This is a genomic window from Brucella rhizosphaerae (assembly GCF_002252475.1).
In the GTDB taxonomy this organism is placed as follows: Bacteria; Pseudomonadota; Alphaproteobacteria; order Rhizobiales; family Rhizobiaceae; genus Brucella; species Brucella rhizosphaerae.
Map to the genome: position 1 here is coordinate 323,309 of NZ_NNRK01000034.1, position 17,405 is coordinate 340,713.

Consider the following 17,405-nt stretch of genomic DNA (forward strand, 5'->3'; position numbering starts at 1 on the left):
CAAACGCTGTCTCCATCAAACTATAAAAGCGCGCTCAGAAGGCGCGCTTTTTTGTTGCACGTGAATCAATTCAAGACCATGGATGAGCCATGATGACACCGGCACAAAAAACACTCTTCCTTCCCTTCGAACAAGGCATCCTGGATCTTCCAGAGAATGGGCAAACCTACCTTGGCTGCGGGATTTCCGCAGACCGTCAGCTTGAAGATGAATGGAAACGGGCATTGACCTGCCTGCAACCATGGCGTCCTGATTGGCTGGAGTTGAAAAAGGAAGGCTTTCAGGTTGAGCCAAGGCTCTCCACTGACGCGCGTTACTCTGGCGGACTGCTACTGCTCGGAAAACACCGAGGGCGCAACGAGGCGTGGTTCTCGGAGCTTCTGGCGCGTGTTGAGCCGGGTGGGTGGATCGTCATTTCGGGAGACAAGAAGCTCGGCGTGGATAGTTTCCGCAAATGGGTCGGCAATATAGCCGACATCAGCGACAGGCTTTCCAAGAACCACGCGGTTTCGTTCTGGCTGCAGCGCCCTGCTGACCTCAGCGATGATTTCATCAATTCGCTCAAGCCACTGGCGTCAGACATTGACGACGTGTTCCGCACCGAGCCTGGCATGTTCTCACATGGCGCAATCGACAAGGGATCGGCACTGCTGGTCCCGCATATGGAAAAGATCGTGTTTGGCAATGTTGCCGATCTTGGCGCAGGCTGGGGTTATCTCGCAGCACAAAGCCTCAAATATGCTGACCGTATCAAGGCAATCGATCTTTTCGAGGCAGATTACGAGGCGCTGGAGGCTGCGCGCGGTAATCTGGAGCGTCTTGGCGCTTCCGTTCCGATCTCGTTCAACTGGTTCGACGTGACCAGTGAAAAAATGGCCGGTATTTATGATACCGTCATCATGAATCCGCCATTTCATGAAGGACGCGCGGCCGACATGTCGCTCGGACAGACATTTATAGCTGCGGCTGCGTCTCGCCTGAAAATCGGTGGGCGACTGTTGATGGTCGCAAACCGTCAGTTGCCCTATGAAGCCACATTAAAGAGCTTGTTCAAGAACGTGACCGTTCTGGAAGATGCGAAGGGCTTCAAAATATTTGATGCAAAAAAGTGATCAAAATAAAAAAGCCGCCCCAAAGGGCGGCTTTTTTTAACGAGTATCTCAGCTTATTCGCCGCGTTCGACGTCTGAGCTTTTCAACTCTTCCAGTGTCGGCATCGATACGATGTTGTAACCCGAATCCACATAATGGATTTCGCCGGTGACACCGCTCGACAGATCAGACAACAGATAAAGTGCCGACTTGCCGACATCATCGATATCGACGGTGCGACGCAGTGGCGAATTGCGGCGCTGATAGCTGAAAATGGCGCGTGCATCGCCAATACCGGCACCGGCCAGCGTGCGAACCGGACCAGCCGAGATCGCGTTGACGCGGATGCCCTGCGGACCGTAATCGGCAGCCAGATAACGAACCATCGCTTCAAGGGCAGCTTTGGCAACACCCATGACATTGTAGTTCGGAATCGTGCGTGTGGAACCGCCATAGGTCAGCGTCAGGATCGAGCCGCCGTCCTTCATGAGCTTTTCTGCGCGCTGTGCCATTTCCGTGAAGGAGTAGGCGGAAATCACCATTGTGCGGCTGAAATTTTCGCGCGTGGTGACGTCTGCGTAACGACCCTTCAGTTCGGTCTTGTCGGAGAATCCGATGGCGTGAACGATGAAATCGAGCTTTCCCCACTTCTTCTCGATTTCAGCGAAAACGGCATCGACAGATTCGATATTTTCAACATCGCAAGGCAGTACGAAATCCGAACCGACCTGTTCGGCAAGCGGCTTTACCCGTTTGCCGAGTGCATCGCCCTGATAGGTAAATGCCAGCTCAGCGCCCTGTGCTGCGAGTTGCTTTGAAATTCCCCATGCCAGCGAGTGATTATTCGCGACCCCCATAATGAGGCCGCGTTTTCCTTGCATCAGACCTTCCATATTGTCCCTCTCCGTCAGCTCTGATAGCGCTGGAAGACCAGCGTTGCATTGGTGCCGCCAAACCCAAACGAGTTGGAGAGCACGGTATTGAGCTGAGCATTATCGATGCGCTTGCGAACGATAGGCATGTCCGCGAATGCAGGATCCAGTTCTTCGATATGAGCGCTTTCGCAGATGAAATTGTTCTGCATCATCAAAAGCGAGTAGATTGCTTCCTGCACGCCTGTGGCACCCAGCGAGTGACCGGTCAGCGATTTGGTGGCTGCGATTGGCGGACAGGCATCGCCTGATCCGAAAATCTGGCGAATCGCATCGATTTCCGGTGCGTCGCCTGCGGGTGTCGAGGTCGCATGCGGGTTGATGTAGTCGATCTTGCCCTTAACGGTGGAGAGCGCCATCTTCATGCAGCGAACGGCACCTTCGCCCGATGGGGCAACCATGTCGTAGCCGTCAGATGTTGCACCATAGCCAACGATCTCACCGTAAATCTTTGCACCACGCGCAAGCGCAGTTTCGAGATCTTCCAGCACGAGAACGCCAGCGCCACCGGCGATAACAAAGCCATCGCGATTCTTGTCGTAAGCGCGTGAGGCCTTGTCAGGCGTGTCGTTATACTTTGACGACATGGCACCCATGGCGTCGAACAGCACGGAGAGCGTCCAGTCGAGGTCTTCACAGCCGCCCGCAAACATGCGGTCCTGCTTGCCATACTGGATCATCTCGAATGCATTGCCGATACAATGGTTCGACGTCGCACAAGCGGACGAAATCGAATAATTCACGCCCTTGATCTTGAAGAACGTTGCAAGCGTCGCCGATGCTGTCGAGCTCATGGCTTTCGGCACGGCAAACGGTCCAACGCGCTTCGGACCCTTTTCACGAGTGATGTCAGCACTATCGACAATCGTGCGTGTCGAAGGGCCGCCGGAACCCATGATAATACCGGTGCGATCGTTAGAGATCTGTTCTTCCGAAAGACCCGCATCGGCAATTGCCTGATCCATAGCGACGTGATTCCATGCCGTACCACGGCCATGGAAGCGCATTGCGCGACGGTCTACGAGTGCTTCGACGTCGATTTTCGGCGCACCGTGCACCTGGCAACGGAAACCGAGTTCGGCATATTCTTCAGCACGGGAAATGCCGGATTTGGCTTCACGCAAGGAGGTCGTGACCTCTTCGGTGTTGTTTCCTATTGAGGATACAATCCCCATACCCGTTACGACCACACGCCGCATCGCGCTCTCCTTTACACCTGTTCCGTGTGATCAACCCGTGAAGGCTGACCTTGCTCCCGGTTACATAGGTGCGATCTTCGCATGTTTTGAGCGCGGCTGCATGAAAACTCGATTTTTTTTGCAGTCGCGCCCGTGAATGATGATGAATTAGGCTGCGTCGCCGTCTTTCGATAGGCCGACGCGCAGGTCGCTTGCCTTGTAGATTGTTTCGCCATCGGCTTTCAGCCAGCCGTCGGCCGTACCAAGCACAAGACGACCACGCATGACGCGTTTGAAGTCTATACCATATTCCAGAAGCTTGGTGTGCGGACGGATCATGCCTTTGAACTTCACTTCGCCAGTGGAGAGAGCCATGCCGCGTCCCGGCTCACCGAGCCAGCCGAGGAAGAAGCCCGTCAGCTGCCACATGCCGTCGAGGCCAAGGCAGCCGGGCATGATCGGATTGCCCTGAAAATGGCATGGGAAATACCAGTCATCGGGACGTACGTCATATTCGGCACGGATAAAGCCCTTGTCGAACTCTCCGCCGGTTTCGGAAATTTCGGTGATGCGATGCACCATCAGCATTGGTGGCAGGGGGAGCTGTGCATTACCGGGACCGAACAACTCACCGCGTGCGCAGCTGAGGAGCTCTTCATACCCGTAGCTCGATTTCTGTTCTGCCATTACGCCTCCCTTGAGGATCATTCTGATGTGACCATTTCTGTCTCCAGAAGCGGTCGGGTTGTCGTCTTTTCGGGAACACCTCTAACATATAGTGTTTCCGTCAGTAAAATAGTGCAGAGAGTTTTCCCAAAAAAGGCGGGTTTTACCATGCCTATTGATACTTAATTCGCAACGGCATATATCAATGTCAGTAGGCAATGGGCAACAGCCCGTTCAATCTTTGACGAAATTGCTACAAGCTTGTGACGGATCCAAGGGTGAATATGCAGAATTATCATGCCCACCACTCGATGGTTTCAATGGAAGAACGGCTTCGCGGCGCAGGTTTGCGCCCGACACGTCAGCGGGTTTCACTCGCCAACCTGATCTATGCTCAGGGCGATCGCCACCTTTCCGCTGAAGACCTTCATGAAGAAGCGGTGCTTGCAGAAGTGCCGGTTTCGCTTGCGACTGTCTACAACACGCTGCACCAGTTTACCGAAGCTGGCATGCTGCGCATCATCGCGGTTGAGGGGTCGAAAACCTATTTCGACACCAATATTTCCGATCACCAGCATTTCTTCCTCGAAGGGGAAAATGTGGTTTTCGATATTCCGCATGGTGAGCGCGGTCAGCCAACAGTTTCCAATATGCCTGAAGCGCCTGAAGGCATGGAAATTGTCAATGTGGATATTATTGTCCGCCTGCGACGCAAGTCGCGTTAGGTGGGTTTGCGACGCAAGTCGCGTTAGGTGGATTTGCGACGCAAGTCGCGTTAAGCGCTTCAATATAAGTTTTCAGAAAGCGGCTTAGGGCCGCTTTTTTGTTGCGCATCCCCGGTTAAAGTGATTCACCCGATCAATCACACCTAATATAGGCATTCCGTAATCGTCTCCCAACCGATCAGGAATATGCCAAGAACAATCTGACTGGAGATGCCAAGAGATGCCAATGCGCAAGTTGATAATTGCCGCCACCGCATTCACCCTGTTTGCAACCGGAAGTGTTTTTGCTGATAAGATTCGCATTGGCGTGACGCCGGGCCCGCATGCCCAGATCATGGAGAAGGTCAAGGAAGTCGCCGCCGCCAAGGGTATTGAAATCGATATTCAGGAATTTTCTGATTATGTGATTCCCAACATGGCCCTCGCGGATGGTTCGCTGGAGGCAAACTCTTTCCAGCATCAGCCTTATCTCGATAATCAGGTCGCCGATCGCGGCTTTCCGATTGAAACCGTAGCGCCGACTGTCAACTTTCCGATGGGGATGTATTCCAAGAAGCTGAAGAATATTTCCGAGCTTGCTGATGGTTCCACCATCGCTATTCCGAACGATCCAACCAATGGCGGTCGTGCGCTTCTGGTGCTCGCTGACAATGGAATCATCAAGCTTGATGCTGCCAAGGGATTGAAAGTAACGTCTATCGATGTGACGGAAAATCCAAAGAACCTGAAGTTTGTGGAACTGGATGCCGCACAATTGCCTCGTTCGCTCGAAGATGTGGATGCTGCTGTCATCAACACCAACTACGCTTTGGAAGCCGGAATGAACCCCGCTGCCGACGCGCTTATCCGCGAAGGCGAAAAGGCTCCCTATGTCAATGTGCTGGTCGTGCGCACCGCTGACAAGGATGCCGAATGGGTGAAGACGCTGATCAGTACCTACCATAGCCCGGAAGTGAAGCAGTTTATCGCTGAAACCTTCAAAGGCTCGGTCATCCCGGCTTGGTAATAGCCGGGTTAACCTGAAATGCAGGAGCGGGGCGAGCAATCGCCCCGCTTTTTTTCAACCCTTCAACAACATCTCGATATTGGCAAACGGAAGTCCGTTATCGTCTTCCGAGCGACGGCTGACTTCTTGAAAACCAAGTTGCTCGTAGAAGCGACATGCTCTTTCATTATCGGCGTAAACTTCAAGCGAAAGTTCGCCTTTAAGTTCCAGAGCATAGGCAATCAGCATGCGCCCTATGCCATGGCCCTGAGCGGCAGGATCGACGAACAGTCCGCCAATGAAACTGTCCAGAAGGCCGATAAAGCCGACAGGCTCGTTGTCTATGATAGCAACAAAGGTTTCGGCCTTTTCCAGATAGACGTCTTCGATCAGCTTCTGCTGGTCGCAAAGCAGGTCTGTTCCAAGAAAGGCGTGGACTTCAAGTGAAGCGCGATACCAGATGGAAGATAAGGTTTGTTTGTCCGCAGCCTCATAGGCGCGGATCGTGACCGACATGTTTTTCATGATTATTCCGGAGTTTTAATATGCACAAATATCCCACCGCAAGGGGTAGGGTTCAAATCCGTTAAAACGGCAGCGATGAACTTCTGCGCATAAAACTCCTTCGTCGTTTGTTTGAGAGGAGTACCGTCACTGGCACTCGCTCGTCAAGCATCGAAATTTACGTTCAATTTGGGTTCCTGGATCAATCAAAGACTTCGTCGGGATAGACGCCCCAAAGATCTGATTGCTTGATCCAGCCGCGGGTGCCCTGCATGTCCATCCGGCACCACTGGCCATTGCACTGGCGAACGGTGCCGATCACGTTGGGTTCGATTTCTGCCGCAAGTCCCGATGTTTCGGTCGGGTCGCGATGCATGGTGATCATGGACCCTTCGTTGTTCTTGAGCCAAGGTGCGGTAATCGCCGTGCGCTTGCCCGACAGAAGTGACTGATAAACCCAGCCTTCAGTTCCATCGGCATCGCGGATGCGGCGCCAGTTGTCGTATTCCTGAATGATTTCTACAGGCAGGCCCGACTTCATGAACAGCCACGACACCGCATAATCGCGGCCGGGTCCGATACGCAAATTAACGCGTGCTGGCTTGAGACTGACAAAGCGCGGCACGGGCAGGCCGCTTGCCCCCAGCGACGTGCCTGCTGGCGCCTGAGCCATTGCTGCGTGTTGGTGCGATGCGCCAAGTGGCGCAATAACCAGCAGCAATGCGATGCTGCCAAGCGCTGCCATAAAAAAGCGTTGCGAAAGTACTCGGTACAATTCTGACCTCTCGCCGTCCTGTCATGTCGGGCAGTTTCAGGGCAAGGGGGAGGGACCGACTGAAACTGCGAAAACGAATAACTACGCGGTTTTCCCGCTTGTGATCGAAAAACAGTTACAAGAGTTTTGGCTTTTGCAGGCCTGTGAAAACTGCTGAGACTGCTCTGTTACCGTTTTTACGATTCTGTTTTTCTTTGTCTTTGCCGCGCCGCCTTGCTAGAGATGTGCAGCCGAAGCAATATCTCATATTGCACCTTCTTGGTTAAGGAGGTCTCAACAGGGGATATCGGCTACAGCATCGGCTCAAAAAATCGGTATCGATTTTTGGAAAGCACGATGCATGGATTAAATATGGCAGAGCGTCCGTGGGTAGCACCCAAGTGGGCGCGCGGCGCTCTGAAGGATTTTCAGGGATTGTGAACCGTGTTCTGCGCCTGAAAATGCCTGAAAGCGACTTTTAGAGCTTTGCTCAAAAAATGGGGTGGAGATGTCGAACAAGAAGAAACCACTGGTGGTTCTTACCCGAAAACTGCCTGACCCGGTTGAAACCCGAATGCGGGAATTGTTCGACGCACGTTTAAATATAGACGACCATCGCATGTCGCAGCCTGAAATCATCGCTGCGATGAAAGAGGCAGATGTTCTCGTACCCTGCATTACTGACGTGATCGATGCGGCTGCGATTGAACAGGCCGGGCCAAATCTCAAACTCATCGCGAATTTTGGCAATGGCGTCGATAATATCGACGTGGCTGCAGCTGCAAAGCGCGGTATCACCGTCACCAACACACCCAATGTGCTGACCGAAGACACTGCCGACATGACGCTGGCGCTGTTGCTGATGGTGCCTCGCCGGCTGGTTGAGGGCGCGAATGTACTGAACGAGCGCGATGGAGAATGGCCGGGCTGGTCACCGACATGGATGCTCGGACGCCGTATCTGGGGCAAGCGCCTCGGTATCGTCGGCATGGGCCGCATTGGTACTGCCGTTGCACGCCGCGCCAAGGCTTTTGGCCTCTCAATCCATTATCACAATCGCAAGCGTGTCAGCGCGCAGGTCGAGGAAGAGCTGGAAGCAACCTATTGGGACAGTCTTGATCAGATGCTGGCTCGTATGGACATTATTTCGGTTAATTGCCCGTCGACGCCGGCAACATTTCATCTGCTTTCAGCCCGCAGAATAGCGCTCATGCAGCCAACAGCCTATCTGGTCAACACGGCGCGTGGTCAGATTATCGATGAGAATGCGCTGGTTGAGCTGATCGAACAGGGCAAGATTGCGGGCGCGGGTCTCGATGTGTTCGAGCATGAACCGGCGGTCAATCCGCAGCTTCTTTCACTGGCTGAAAAAGGCAAAGTCGTGTTGCTACCGCATATGGGGTCGGCCACGATTGAAGGCCGGGTCGATATGGGCGACAAGGTGATTATCAATATCCGGGCTTTTGTCGACGGCCATCGCCCGCCGGACCGTGTCCTGCCTAATCGCGTTTGAAGCTAAAGCGTGTCGCGTTTATAAAATCCATGCGACAGGCTTTAAATCTTTGTTTTTTGCGCATGTCTTTATCCCAACATCGGTTCTCACTTTTGGGAGAGCTGCGCTATTTGCTGGCCGTAACCGAACCATCGGGACTGTCGCCGGCAATAAATTTCAGCACCGTGTGCGCATATAGGCGAGGATTTTCCGCCGGAACGCCATGACCTGAATCGGGCAGAATAACCAGCCGGGCGCCGGGAATATGATCTGCAATAAACTCGGTATGCTCACGCGTGATTGCAGTATCGCGATCACCGATAACGATAGCAGTTCGCACGGTAATCTTTGACAAGTCCTGCGCCGTATAGTTCGGCTCGTTCGCCCAGAGGGCATGGATTTCCTTGTCGATACTTTCATAGTGGCGCAATTCGGGAAGCGGCTTGCCTTCGGCGCGCGCCAGCACATAGCCTGTCGATCCTTCGGGCGTGACATTGGCGGCTTGCGCAAACAGACTTTTCAGCCTTTCGGGATAGCGCATGGCAATATCGATGCCGATAATGCCGCCATCACTCCAGCCGACCAGATCGACCTTGCCGATATCGAGATAATCCAGCAGTGCTACATAATCATCGGCCATCAACTCATAGGTGAGGGGTTCGGTCGTGCGTGTCGAGCGTCCCTGACCACGACTGTCTGCGACAATCACCGTATGATCGCGAGCGAGAATCGGCAGTTGCGCGTCCCAGACATGCTGATCGGATAAACCGCCATGGATGAGAAGAATTGGCGGCCCTTTGCCCGCGACACGATAATACATCTCAATGCCATTGACGCTGGCAAAGCTGGCTGGCGATGCGGTTATGGTCATGCGGGCAACTCTTTCAAATGAGACAGCGGAAGGGAAAAAGGCTCCGAGGCCGAGAATCAGCCCTGCGATCCATATTGTTCCTTTTCGCTTCATGGTCTCACGCTTAGGGTCTTCTGATCAGGGTTGGCAGATCGTAGAGATAGGCGATACGCTTGATTGCATCGTGAAGCGGCTCCATTGTCACGGTCATGGTATGGCCACTGGCATGGATCAGCATATCGGCAGCCGCGCAGATCGCGACATGGCCTTTCCAGAACACCAGATCACCGCGCTTGAGATTGGAATAGTCAGCGTCCGGCTCGATGATTTCGCCGAGCGTGTTTTGCTGCATGTCCGAATCGCGCAAGACCTTGCGGCCTGAAACCCACATCGAAAGCTGCACGATGCCGGAGCAATCGATACCAAAACCCGACGTTCCGCCCCACAGATAGGGCGTATGCAGTAATGTTTCGGCAACCGCGACATAGTCAGCGGCATGCTGATCAAGGGGCGCGAGATGGGTTGCAATCAGCGCTTCACCATTCTCAAGCAACGCATATTGCGTGCCGCGTGTTTCAGCCGAGCCAGCGATGCGCACGCGTGAGCCAAGCGAAAGTGCTTTGGTGTGCGGGAAGCGAAGATCCGAGCCGGGATAGATGAACGTGCGCGGCACGATAACCATATGTGTTGCATCTGCACCTGGCATTTCCAGCGATGCCGCAGATACGTAGCCGGTATAGCCATCGCGTTCGGCCTGAACCCAGGACCAGCCGTCCTGCTCTTCGAACACGCGTACCATGTCGCCGAAAATGATCTGGGTTTGCGGCCCGCTGTCCGGCCGTGGTTCGGCCCGAAGATCGAGCACAGAAGCCGAAACCTGCATCTGGGTGCCAGCGGTAAAGCGGCTCGCTTCCACCTTGCCGCTCAATCGTTCGTCGGCGAGATCCGGACGATAGGCATTCAAACGACGGTCGAGCATGCTCACAGTGGTAACTCCCTGGCCTTAGCGATCACCAGATCGCCCAATCTTTCGACATATAGTGCGCCAGTAACGGTTCTCTTTACTAGCACATTTCGACGATCTTTTTCATCACGATGCCGGGATACAAGATCGAGCGCTCCCATCGTATCGAGGGCGCGGGTAATCACCGGCTTGGTGACATTCAGCTTGGCTGCAAGCCCCCGAACGGTGTGCGGCGGCGGCTCCAGATAAATGGTGAGAAGAATAGCGACCTGACGCGTTGTCAGGTCGGGCATCTCGTCCCGCACCTGTTCCAGCGACAAGGTTCGCAGCAATGTCAGCGCCTGCAAAGGTTTCAGTTCAACGGGCATATATCACAAGCCGCTTAATGATCGTTTCGGACCCGTATCATTCAACGCCGTTTTCTCTTTGCTGGCAAGCATTTTCAGTTTGCCAATTATTGGGCCGGTCACAGAGCAGGATATTTCTCTTTGAGAAGCTGATAAAGCGCGCGGATTGCCTGTGCTTCACCGCCCACAGGTGAGGCAGGCTTTTCCGCTGGCACCCAGCCGTAAATATCAAAATGCGCCCAGCTTTTTGCCTTCTCGACAAAACGGCTCAAGAACAATGCAGCCGTTACCGAGCCTGCAAAGCCATCGGTGGTGACATTGTTGATGTCTGCCACGCGCGACGATAGTTTTTGCGCATAAGGCTGCCAGAGTGGCATGCGCCAGAGCGGGTCTGCTGTTTGATCAGCCTTCTCTGCGATGGCTGCGGCAAGCGCATCATCATGCGTATAGAAAGGTGGTAGGTCCGGGCCGAGCGCCACGCGCGCGGCACCTGTGAGCGTTGCCATATCGATAACGAGGTCCGGCTCTTCTTCATCGGCAAGGGCCAGTGCGTCAGCCAGAACCAGACGGCCTTCAGCATCGGTGTTGCCGATTTCGACTGTTAGTCCTTTGCGGCTTTGCAGAACATCACTCGGGCGGAAAGCATTGCCGGCGATTGCGTTCTCGACAGCCGGTATCAGGACACGCAGCCGAACAGGGAGCTTCGCGTCCATGATGATGGAGGCAAGGCCCAGAACATTGGCAGCGCCACCCATATCTTTTTTCATGAGCAACATGCCAGAGGCAGGCTTGATGTCGAGGCCGCCCGTATCAAAGCAGACGCCCTTGCCGACGAGCGTGATTTTTGGGTCGCTGTCATTACCCCATGTGAGATCGATCAGCCGTGGTGCGATACTACCCGCGCGGCCAACCGCATGGATAAGGGGCAAGTTCTGTTTCAGGAGGGCATCACCTTCGACCGTGCTGATCTTTGCACCATTCCTGGACGCGAGATCACGTGCCGCCTGCTCCAGTGCGTCTGGTCCCATGTCATTGGTTGGTGTGTTGATGAGATCGCGGGTAAGCGTCACAGCATTGGCGATGCGCTGAGTTTCAGCGGCATCCACGCTTTCAGAGACGGCAAGACGGATAATCTTACTATTGCCCTTGCGATAGCGCGTGAAACTATAGCCGCCCATAAGAAAAGCGAGTGCTGTCAATTCGGCATGTTCAGGCTTGCCTTCAATATGCCAGTCACCCTCGGGCAGACTGCGGGCAAGCTTACCAGCCAAAAGCTGCGATTGGCCGCCTTGTTCATCATCGCCTGTTCCAAACAGAGCGCCAGCGATTGAGCCATCTTTACCAGGAAGCACAAGAACGCGTCCGGCTTCGCCGTTAAAATCGTTCGCTTTGGCCCAGGACTGAGCGTTGGCAATAAAGGCAATCTGGTCGATTTTGTTTTTCCCGATGAACCAGATGGGGCGGCTGTCTGCCGATTTTGCGGTAACGATCTCAACGGTCATGACATTCCTCGGCGGTAAAAAACTGTAGCTGGTGGATTGAATTTGACGTTTGAATCCCGACCGACACAAATGCCTTTTCAAACGTCAAATTCAATCCATCAGATTCATAAACTTGCTGGTGGTCCTTTTGATTCCGACCTTTGTGCGCCCGATTGAGCGCACGCCGTCTGATCAATAAACAAATAGCCACCCGGCGTGAACCGGGTGGCTATTCAATTCTGCATGAAGGCGAACCACTCAGTTTCGTTCGACGAACTGAACCTGCACTGCCTTATAATCGAAAGCGGAAGCGGGCTTTCCGGCGAAAAGCGCCATGCCACTAATGACGGCGATAATGGCAAGCGCACCGATGAGTGTGCATTCGATCATCGCTGCACCCGATCTGTTTTTGAAAAAGCGCGTCATCAAAGCCGGCATGTTACTTACCCTGAGCTGAAGTCTCGTTGGGGTTCCTTGTAGTGCCTGCCAATTGTGATGAGTTTAAGAAACAAGGAAAACAAAACGTTAATATCGCCCGAATGGTGCTTGTGGGTGACTTCGATCCGGTTTGGGTTAACGGATGGCAAATGTGGGTTCTGCGGCTTATATGAAGCTGACTGAACTATTTGCTGGAAAGATGATCAATGCCCGAATTGCCAGAGGTCGAGACGGTTCGCCGTGGATTGCAGCCCTTCATGGAAGGCGCAAATGTGGAGCGGGTTGAGCAGAACAGAGCAGATCTGCGCTTCCCTTTTCCCGACCAGTTCGTGGAGCGTATTTCAGGCCACCGTATTGAGGCATTGGGACGTCGTGCGAAATATCTGACCATGCATCTTGATGATGGATTGTCGATTATCAGCCATCTTGGAATGTCGGGTTCGTTTCGCATCGAAGCAGATGAAGCAGAAGGAATGCCCGGCGGCTTCCATCATGAACGATCCAAAATCGCCAAGCACGATCATGTTGTCTTTCATATGTTACGCACTGACGGCTCGAAGGCGCGCATCATCTATAATGATCCGCGCCGCTTCGGTTTCATGCTCTTTGCCGAGAGTGGTACACTCGATGATCATCCGTTGCTCAAAGGGCTCGGCATTGAGCCAACCGGCAATCGACTTTCCGGTGAATTGCTGGGCACTCTCTTTGAAGGCCGCAAGACACCATTAAAAGCGGCGCTGCTTGATCAGCGACTGATTGCAGGGCTTGGCAATATTTATGTTTGTGAGGCGTTGTGGCGCTCACGGCTCTCGCCCATGCGGGCCGCAGGTTCCATCGTGAAGGATAAGGAGACGCTTGATCGTCTCGCAGGGGATATTCGCACTGTGATTGCGGAAGCCATTGCTGCGGGTGGATCGAGCCTGAAAGACTATATTCAGGCTGACGGCGCGCTTGGCTATTTTCAGCACTCATTCTCAGTCTATGGCCGCGAGGCGCAGCCTTGCCGCTCTCCGGGCTGTACTGGCATGGTCGAGCGCGCTGTGCAGGCTGGTCGGTCGACCTTTTTCTGCGCAACCTGCCAAAGCTGATATTGAATTGATCTTGCGGTGATCTTGCCAAATTAAAACCGGCGGTACACCTTGGCTGCCGAAATGGGCCAGCGAAAACTGGTCTGATGAAGGAGGAGAAATATTCCATGGCCTATGAAACGATCGTTGTGGAGACACGCGCTGGCGTTGGTCTTGTTCGTCTTAATCGGCCGCAGGCGCTCAATGCGCTGAACAGCACCGTGTTGAAAGAGCTGACCGAAGCCCTGGCTGCGTTTGATGCAGATGGCAAAATCGGGGCGATCGTACTCACGGGTTCGGAAAAAGCTTTCGCAGCGGGTGCCGATATCAAGGAAATGCAGCCGATCAACTTCGTTGACGCCTATTTGCAGGACATGTTTGCTGACTGGCGCAAGGTGGATCGCGTTCGCAAGCCGATCATTGCGGCTGTGTCAGGCTATGCGCTGGGTGGTGGTTGCGAACTGGCCATGATGTGCGATTTCATTATCGCGGCCACCAACGCCAAATTCGGTCAGCCGGAAATCACGCTCGGTGTTATGCCGGGAATGGGCGGCTCCCAGCGCCTGACGCGCTATGTCGGTAAATCCAAAGCCATGGATATGTGTCTGACCGGACGCATGATGGATGCGCAAGAAGCTGAGCGTTGCGGCCTTGTCTCGCGTCTTGTTGCTCCGGAAGAGCTTATCGAGGAGGCGTTGAAGGCCGCCGAGCGCATTGCCTCCTTCTCACAGCCTTCAGTGCAGATGGTGAAGGAATCGGTCAATCGTTCCTATGAAATGACATTGGACGAAGGTCTGCGTTTTGAACGCCGTCTGTTTCACTCGCTTTTTGCGACTGAGGATCAGAAAGAAGGCATGTCCGCTTTCATCGACAAGCGCACGCCATCTTTCAAGAATCGCTGATCATCTGATCATAAAGGTCGGGCAGACTGTAGTAGTTTGACCGGATTGGTTTTATTTGTAGCCGTAATTTAAGTCGGAAGGCCGCATATCTGGCCTTTTGACGAAGCTGCCAATCAGAATCCTCGTTGACGCGGGGGCAAAGCTGATCTATAAGCCCGCCACGGATCGGCGGCCCTAGGCATTATGGCTGCCCTAGAGGTTTTGTGCCCGACGGTTATATCCAGTGGGCTGCTGACAGAAAAAGAGAGGCATTTATGGCCAATACTCCTTCGGCCAAGAAGGCAGTGCGCAAGATCGCTGCCCGCACCGAAATCAATAAGTCGCGTCGTTCGCGCGTTCGTACCTTCCTCCGCAAGGTTGAAGATGCGCTCCTGAACGGCGACAAGGAAGCAGCATCGGTTGCTTTCAAGGCTGCTGAGCCTGAACTGATGCGCGCTGCTTCAAAGGGCGTCGTTCACAAGAATACCGCTGCTCGTAAGGTTTCGCGCCTTGCTGCACGCGTTAAGGCTCTGAACGCCTGATATAACCTAAAATTTAAACTAGGTTTTGGAAACCCGGCTCATTGTTAGCCGGGTTTTCTTTTTTTGAGCTTTTTTAAAGAAACTGCCCCCATCAAATTAGGGGCATGTTTTTTAGAGATATTCATATTATATCAATAATTTCAAGGCTCTCAAAAAAATGACTGGCTGTATTTCGCCTTTGTTTTCAAAAGCTTACAAACCTTTATCCACAGTTATCCACAGCCCCTGCAGAGGACTCGGAAGACCATCTGAGTCAAGCCATTTTTTTAAAATTTATTTTGTCGGAGAACATATCGTGGCCACCTAAAAAATCCGTTCGGGAAACGCATTGAATCCAAAGGTGTTATTTGTTTGACGCGCGATTCTCTGGTGCGTTGCATTGACCATGCAAGTCTTAATTGAAGAAAAAACTGCAGATCTTAGGCTTGCTCTTTGCCGCGAGGCTTCGCTAAAGTCAGGACATCAGAGGGGTGGGCCCACGGCCCGGAGTTAGCATCACATTGAGTCTTCAATTGACGTGGGCAGTCTTGTCCGCGGATGCTGAGTTCTGGTCTTAAGGCCCTGTTCCTATTAAGTTTGTCTCTCATGGCCATTGCTTACCATTCATTAACCGGAATGCTGTTTTAGGCGCATCTTCGTTAATTGAATGGTTGTCGCAAGACCCGTTCCGGGCAATCAGCCTTGAGCAAGAATTGTGTGAGTCGTAACGCGTAGCCGGAAAGGAGCATCCGGGCACCGGTCCACGGCAGCTGTTTGAAGCGTGGACTGTTTGAGTTTGTGTTTGGCCCTCCCGATTAGGTGCCAGTGTGAAGTGAGTACCCGCGAGGCGACTGGATCATAAGATTCGGCGGACCTTATGCAGGAAATAACGACAAGCGCCGCAAAAATGGCGCGTAAGAATGTGAAGGCAGGCGAGACGATGGCAATGATGACTGGTAAGTCGACGGCAACGATGGGTGATGATGCGCATGCGAACCGTAACCATGGATCTTCTGCTACTGGAAAAGAAAACAGCCTCATGGTGAGCGCTGGTAATGTCGTCGGCGATGACGTCTTTGAACGTCTGACAGCAAAGCTGAAAGCTCGTGTTGGCAGCGAGATCTATTCAAGCTGGTTTGGCCGTCTGAAGCTCGACGATCTGTCCAAAAGCGTAGTTCGCCTGTCGGTTCCGACAGCGTTCCTGCGCTCATGGATCAACAATCATTATTCTGAACTGCTGACCGAACTCTGGCAGGAAGAAAACGCGCAGATCCTCAAAGTGGAAGTGGTCGTGCGCGGAGTGAGCCGTGTCGTTCGCACCGCAGCACCTGCTGAAACCAACGAGACCATTGACGCCAAGTCATCGTCCGTTATGCGCGAAAAGGTCGTTTTCCCTGTTGGTCAGCCAAGTGCTGAAAGGCGCGGTTCGACAGTTGTGGCAGAATCGGCATCCGGTTCGGTTCTCGGCTCCCCACTTGATCCGCGTTACACGTTTGATTCTTTCATCGATGGTGCATCCAACCGCGTGGCTCTTGCCGCCGCCCGCACTATTGCAGAAGCAGGCTCAAGTGCTGTGCGCTTCAACCCGCTTTTCATCCACGCTTCTGTCGGTCTTGGTAAGACTCACCTTTTGCAGGCGATTGCGGCAGCCGCCTTGCAGCGTCAGGAAAAGGCCCGCGTCGTTTATCTGACTGCTGAATATTTCATGTGGCGTTTTGCGACCGCGATTCGCGACAACAATGCGCTTTCTTTCAAAGAGCAGCTGCGCGACATCGACCTGCTCGTCATCGACGACATGCAGTTCCTGCAGGGCAAGTCGATCCAGCATGAGTTCTGCCATCTTCTCAACACGCTGCTCGATAGCGCCAAGCAGGTTGTTGTTGCTGCTGACCGTCCGCCTTCGGAACTGGAATCACTTGATGTCCGCGTTCGCTCGCGTCTTCAGGGTGGTGTTGCTCTCGAAGTTGCAGCGCCTGATTATGAAATGCGCGTCGAAATGCTGCGCCGTCGTCTCGCGACAGCCCAGGTTGAAGATTCAAGCCTCCACATTGACGATGATATCCTCGCCCATGTTGCCCGCACTGTCACCGGATCGGGTCGCGAGCTGGAAGGCGCTTTCAATCAGCTTCTGTTCCGTCAGTCGTTCGAGCCGAATCTTTCCATCGACCGTGTCGATGAGCTGCTTGGCCATCTGACCCGCGTTGGCGAACCAAAGCGTATTCGTATCGAAGAAATTCAGCGCATCGTTGCCCGTCATTACAACGTGTCGAAGCAGGACCTGCTTTCCAACCGTCGCACGCGCACCATCGTAAAGCCGCGTCAGGTTGCAATGTATCTTGCCAAGATGCTGACCCCGCGTTCGCTTCCTGAAATCGGTCGTCGTTTTGGCGGACGCGATCATACCACGGTGCTTCATGCTGTGCGTAAGATCGAAGATCTGGTCGGCGCTGATGGCAAGCTGGCACAGGAACTCGAGCTGCTGAAGCGCCTCATCAACGATCAAGCTGCCTGATCGGTAGAAATTCGTTA

Annotated in this window: 18 protein-coding genes; 8 read left to right on the forward strand and 10 right to left on the reverse strand. The window is 53.6% G+C overall.

From position 1 onward, the window contains the following. Positions 1 to 89 precede the first annotated feature (89 nt). Positions 90 to 1,112: a class I SAM-dependent methyltransferase gene (locus CEV32_RS18625; protein WP_094578608.1), complete on the forward strand. Its 1,023-nt coding sequence runs from the start codon at positions 90 to 92 to the stop codon at positions 1,110 to 1,112. Between the two features lie 53 nt (positions 1,113 to 1,165). Here CEV32_RS18625 and fabI read toward each other — a convergent pair whose 3' ends face one another. The 3 genes from fabI to fabA all read right to left on the reverse strand — a co-directional run bounded on the left by fabI (position 1,166) and on the right by fabA (position 3,888). Further along, on the reverse strand, positions 1,166 to 1,984 hold the full coding sequence (fabI, locus tag CEV32_RS18630; protein ID WP_094578609.1) for an enoyl-ACP reductase FabI: 819 nt from the start codon (positions 1,982 to 1,984) through the stop codon (positions 1,166 to 1,168). Positions 1,985 to 1,998: 14 nt separating this feature from the next. Further along, positions 1,999 to 3,222 (reverse strand): beta-ketoacyl-ACP synthase I, encoded by a 1,224-nt coding sequence (gene fabB, locus CEV32_RS18635; protein WP_094578610.1) that lies wholly within the window; start codon positions 3,220 to 3,222, stop codon positions 1,999 to 2,001. A 147-nt stretch (positions 3,223 to 3,369) separates the two neighbouring features. Beyond that, positions 3,370 to 3,888: a 3-hydroxyacyl-[acyl-carrier-protein] dehydratase FabA gene (fabA, locus tag CEV32_RS18640; protein WP_094578611.1), complete on the reverse strand. Its 519-nt coding sequence runs from the start codon at positions 3,886 to 3,888 to the stop codon at positions 3,370 to 3,372. Positions 3,889 to 4,151: 263 nt separating this feature from the next. On the opposite strand from fabA, the gene irrA reads away from it, so the two are divergent. Both irrA and CEV32_RS18650 read left to right on the forward strand, forming a co-directional pair. Continuing rightward, complete coding sequence (gene irrA / locus CEV32_RS18645; RefSeq protein WP_094578612.1) at positions 4,152 to 4,592, forward strand: iron response transcriptional regulator IrrA; 441 nt, start codon at positions 4,152 to 4,154, stop codon at positions 4,590 to 4,592. 226 nt (positions 4,593 to 4,818) lie between these two features. Continuing rightward, positions 4,819 to 5,598, forward strand: a complete 780-nt coding sequence (locus CEV32_RS18650) for a MetQ/NlpA family ABC transporter substrate-binding protein (RefSeq protein WP_094579162.1) — start codon at positions 4,819 to 4,821, stop codon at positions 5,596 to 5,598. Positions 5,599 to 5,652: 54 nt separating this feature from the next. Here CEV32_RS18650 and CEV32_RS18655 read toward each other — a convergent pair whose 3' ends face one another. Both CEV32_RS18655 and CEV32_RS18660 read right to left on the reverse strand, forming a co-directional pair. Further along, positions 5,653 to 6,102 carry a GNAT family N-acetyltransferase gene (locus tag CEV32_RS18655; protein WP_094578613.1) on the reverse strand — a complete coding sequence of 150 codons (450 nt, stop codon included), beginning with the start codon at positions 6,100 to 6,102 and terminating at the stop codon, positions 5,653 to 5,655. Between the two features lie 181 nt (positions 6,103 to 6,283). Continuing rightward, positions 6,284 to 6,856, reverse strand: a complete 573-nt coding sequence (locus CEV32_RS18660; RefSeq protein WP_094578614.1) for an SH3 domain-containing protein — start codon at positions 6,854 to 6,856, stop codon at positions 6,284 to 6,286. Positions 6,857 to 7,343: 487 nt separating this feature from the next. On the opposite strand from CEV32_RS18660, the gene CEV32_RS18665 reads away from it, so the two are divergent. After that, positions 7,344 to 8,348, forward strand: a complete 1,005-nt coding sequence (locus tag CEV32_RS18665; protein ID WP_024898326.1) for a 2-hydroxyacid dehydrogenase — start codon at positions 7,344 to 7,346, stop codon at positions 8,346 to 8,348. Between the two features lie 106 nt (positions 8,349 to 8,454). On the opposite strand, the gene CEV32_RS18670 is transcribed toward CEV32_RS18665, so the two are convergent. From CEV32_RS18670 to CEV32_RS18690, 5 genes are all read right to left on the reverse strand, one after another. Next, the gene (locus CEV32_RS18670; protein ID WP_094578615.1) at positions 8,455 to 9,291 is read right to left on the reverse strand and encodes an alpha/beta fold hydrolase; all 837 of its coding nucleotides are present in this window, start codon (positions 9,289 to 9,291) and stop codon (positions 8,455 to 8,457) included. A 10-nt stretch (positions 9,292 to 9,301) separates the two neighbouring features. Then, positions 9,302 to 10,156 carry a C40 family peptidase gene (locus tag CEV32_RS18675; RefSeq protein ID WP_094578616.1) on the reverse strand — a complete coding sequence of 285 codons (855 nt, stop codon included), beginning with the start codon at positions 10,154 to 10,156 and terminating at the stop codon, positions 9,302 to 9,304. Between the two features lie 2 nt (positions 10,157 to 10,158). Beyond that, positions 10,159 to 10,509 (reverse strand): MarR family transcriptional regulator, encoded by a 351-nt coding sequence (locus tag CEV32_RS18680; protein ID WP_094578617.1) that lies wholly within the window; start codon positions 10,507 to 10,509, stop codon positions 10,159 to 10,161. Between the two features lie 98 nt (positions 10,510 to 10,607). Continuing rightward, positions 10,608 to 11,990 carry a leucyl aminopeptidase family protein gene (locus tag CEV32_RS18685; protein WP_094578618.1) on the reverse strand — a complete coding sequence of 461 codons (1,383 nt, stop codon included), beginning with the start codon at positions 11,988 to 11,990 and terminating at the stop codon, positions 10,608 to 10,610. A 237-nt stretch (positions 11,991 to 12,227) separates the two neighbouring features. Beyond that, the gene (locus tag CEV32_RS18690; protein ID WP_094578619.1) at positions 12,228 to 12,407 is read right to left on the reverse strand and encodes a Flp family type IVb pilin; all 180 of its coding nucleotides are present in this window, start codon (positions 12,405 to 12,407) and stop codon (positions 12,228 to 12,230) included. A gap of 206 nt (positions 12,408 to 12,613) precedes the next feature. On the opposite strand from CEV32_RS18690, the gene mutM reads away from it, so the two are divergent. The 4 genes from mutM to dnaA all read left to right on the forward strand — a co-directional run bounded on the left by mutM (position 12,614) and on the right by dnaA (position 17,388). Beyond that, positions 12,614 to 13,495: a bifunctional DNA-formamidopyrimidine glycosylase/DNA-(apurinic or apyrimidinic site) lyase gene (mutM, locus tag CEV32_RS18695; protein ID WP_094578620.1), complete on the forward strand. Its 882-nt coding sequence runs from the start codon at positions 12,614 to 12,616 to the stop codon at positions 13,493 to 13,495. A 107-nt stretch (positions 13,496 to 13,602) separates the two neighbouring features. Beyond that, positions 13,603 to 14,376: an enoyl-CoA hydratase gene (locus CEV32_RS18700; protein ID WP_094578621.1), complete on the forward strand. Its 774-nt coding sequence runs from the start codon at positions 13,603 to 13,605 to the stop codon at positions 14,374 to 14,376. Positions 14,377 to 14,630: 254 nt separating this feature from the next. Beyond that, the gene (gene rpsT, locus CEV32_RS18705) at positions 14,631 to 14,897 is read left to right on the forward strand and encodes a 30S ribosomal protein S20 (RefSeq protein ID WP_094578622.1); all 267 of its coding nucleotides are present in this window, start codon (positions 14,631 to 14,633) and stop codon (positions 14,895 to 14,897) included. Positions 14,898 to 15,822: 925 nt separating this feature from the next. Beyond that, entirely contained in the window at positions 15,823 to 17,388 is a 1,566-nt protein-coding gene (dnaA, locus tag CEV32_RS18710; RefSeq protein WP_094579163.1) for a chromosomal replication initiator protein DnaA, read from the forward strand. Positions 17,389 to 17,405 lie beyond the last annotated feature (17 nt).

Coding starts and splice junctions, on each gene's coding strand:
- CEV32_RS18625 (WP_094578608.1), top strand. CDS start 90: ATGATGACACCGGCACAAAAAACACTCTTCCTTCCCTTCGAACAAGGC.
- fabI (WP_094578609.1), bottom strand. CDS start 1,984: ATGGAAGGTCTGATGCAAGGAAAACGCGGCCTCATTATGGGGGTCGCG.
- fabB (WP_094578610.1), bottom strand. CDS start 3,222: ATGCGGCGTGTGGTCGTAACGGGTATGGGGATTGTATCCTCAATAGGA.
- fabA (WP_094578611.1), bottom strand. CDS start 3,888: ATGGCAGAACAGAAATCGAGCTACGGGTATGAAGAGCTCCTCAGCTGC.
- irrA (WP_094578612.1), top strand. CDS start 4,152: ATGCAGAATTATCATGCCCACCACTCGATGGTTTCAATGGAAGAACGG.
- CEV32_RS18650 (WP_094579162.1), top strand. CDS start 4,819: ATGCGCAAGTTGATAATTGCCGCCACCGCATTCACCCTGTTTGCAACC.
- CEV32_RS18655 (WP_094578613.1), bottom strand. CDS start 6,102: ATGAAAAACATGTCGGTCACGATCCGCGCCTATGAGGCTGCGGACAAA.
- CEV32_RS18665 (WP_024898326.1), top strand. CDS start 7,344: ATGTCGAACAAGAAGAAACCACTGGTGGTTCTTACCCGAAAACTGCCT.
- CEV32_RS18670 (WP_094578615.1), bottom strand. CDS start 9,291: ATGAAGCGAAAAGGAACAATATGGATCGCAGGGCTGATTCTCGGCCTC.
- CEV32_RS18675 (WP_094578616.1), bottom strand. CDS start 10,156: ATGCTCGACCGTCGTTTGAATGCCTATCGTCCGGATCTCGCCGACGAA.
- CEV32_RS18680 (WP_094578617.1), bottom strand. CDS start 10,509: ATGCCCGTTGAACTGAAACCTTTGCAGGCGCTGACATTGCTGCGAACC.
- CEV32_RS18685 (WP_094578618.1), bottom strand. CDS start 11,990: ATGACCGTTGAGATCGTTACCGCAAAATCGGCAGACAGCCGCCCCATC.
- CEV32_RS18690 (WP_094578619.1), bottom strand. CDS start 12,407: ATGCCGGCTTTGATGACGCGCTTTTTCAAAAACAGATCGGGTGCAGCG.
- mutM (WP_094578620.1), top strand. CDS start 12,614: ATGCCCGAATTGCCAGAGGTCGAGACGGTTCGCCGTGGATTGCAGCCC.
- CEV32_RS18700 (WP_094578621.1), top strand. CDS start 13,603: ATGGCCTATGAAACGATCGTTGTGGAGACACGCGCTGGCGTTGGTCTT.
- rpsT (WP_094578622.1), top strand. CDS start 14,631: ATGGCCAATACTCCTTCGGCCAAGAAGGCAGTGCGCAAGATCGCTGCC.
- dnaA (WP_094579163.1), top strand. CDS start 15,823: ATGATGACTGGTAAGTCGACGGCAACGATGGGTGATGATGCGCATGCG.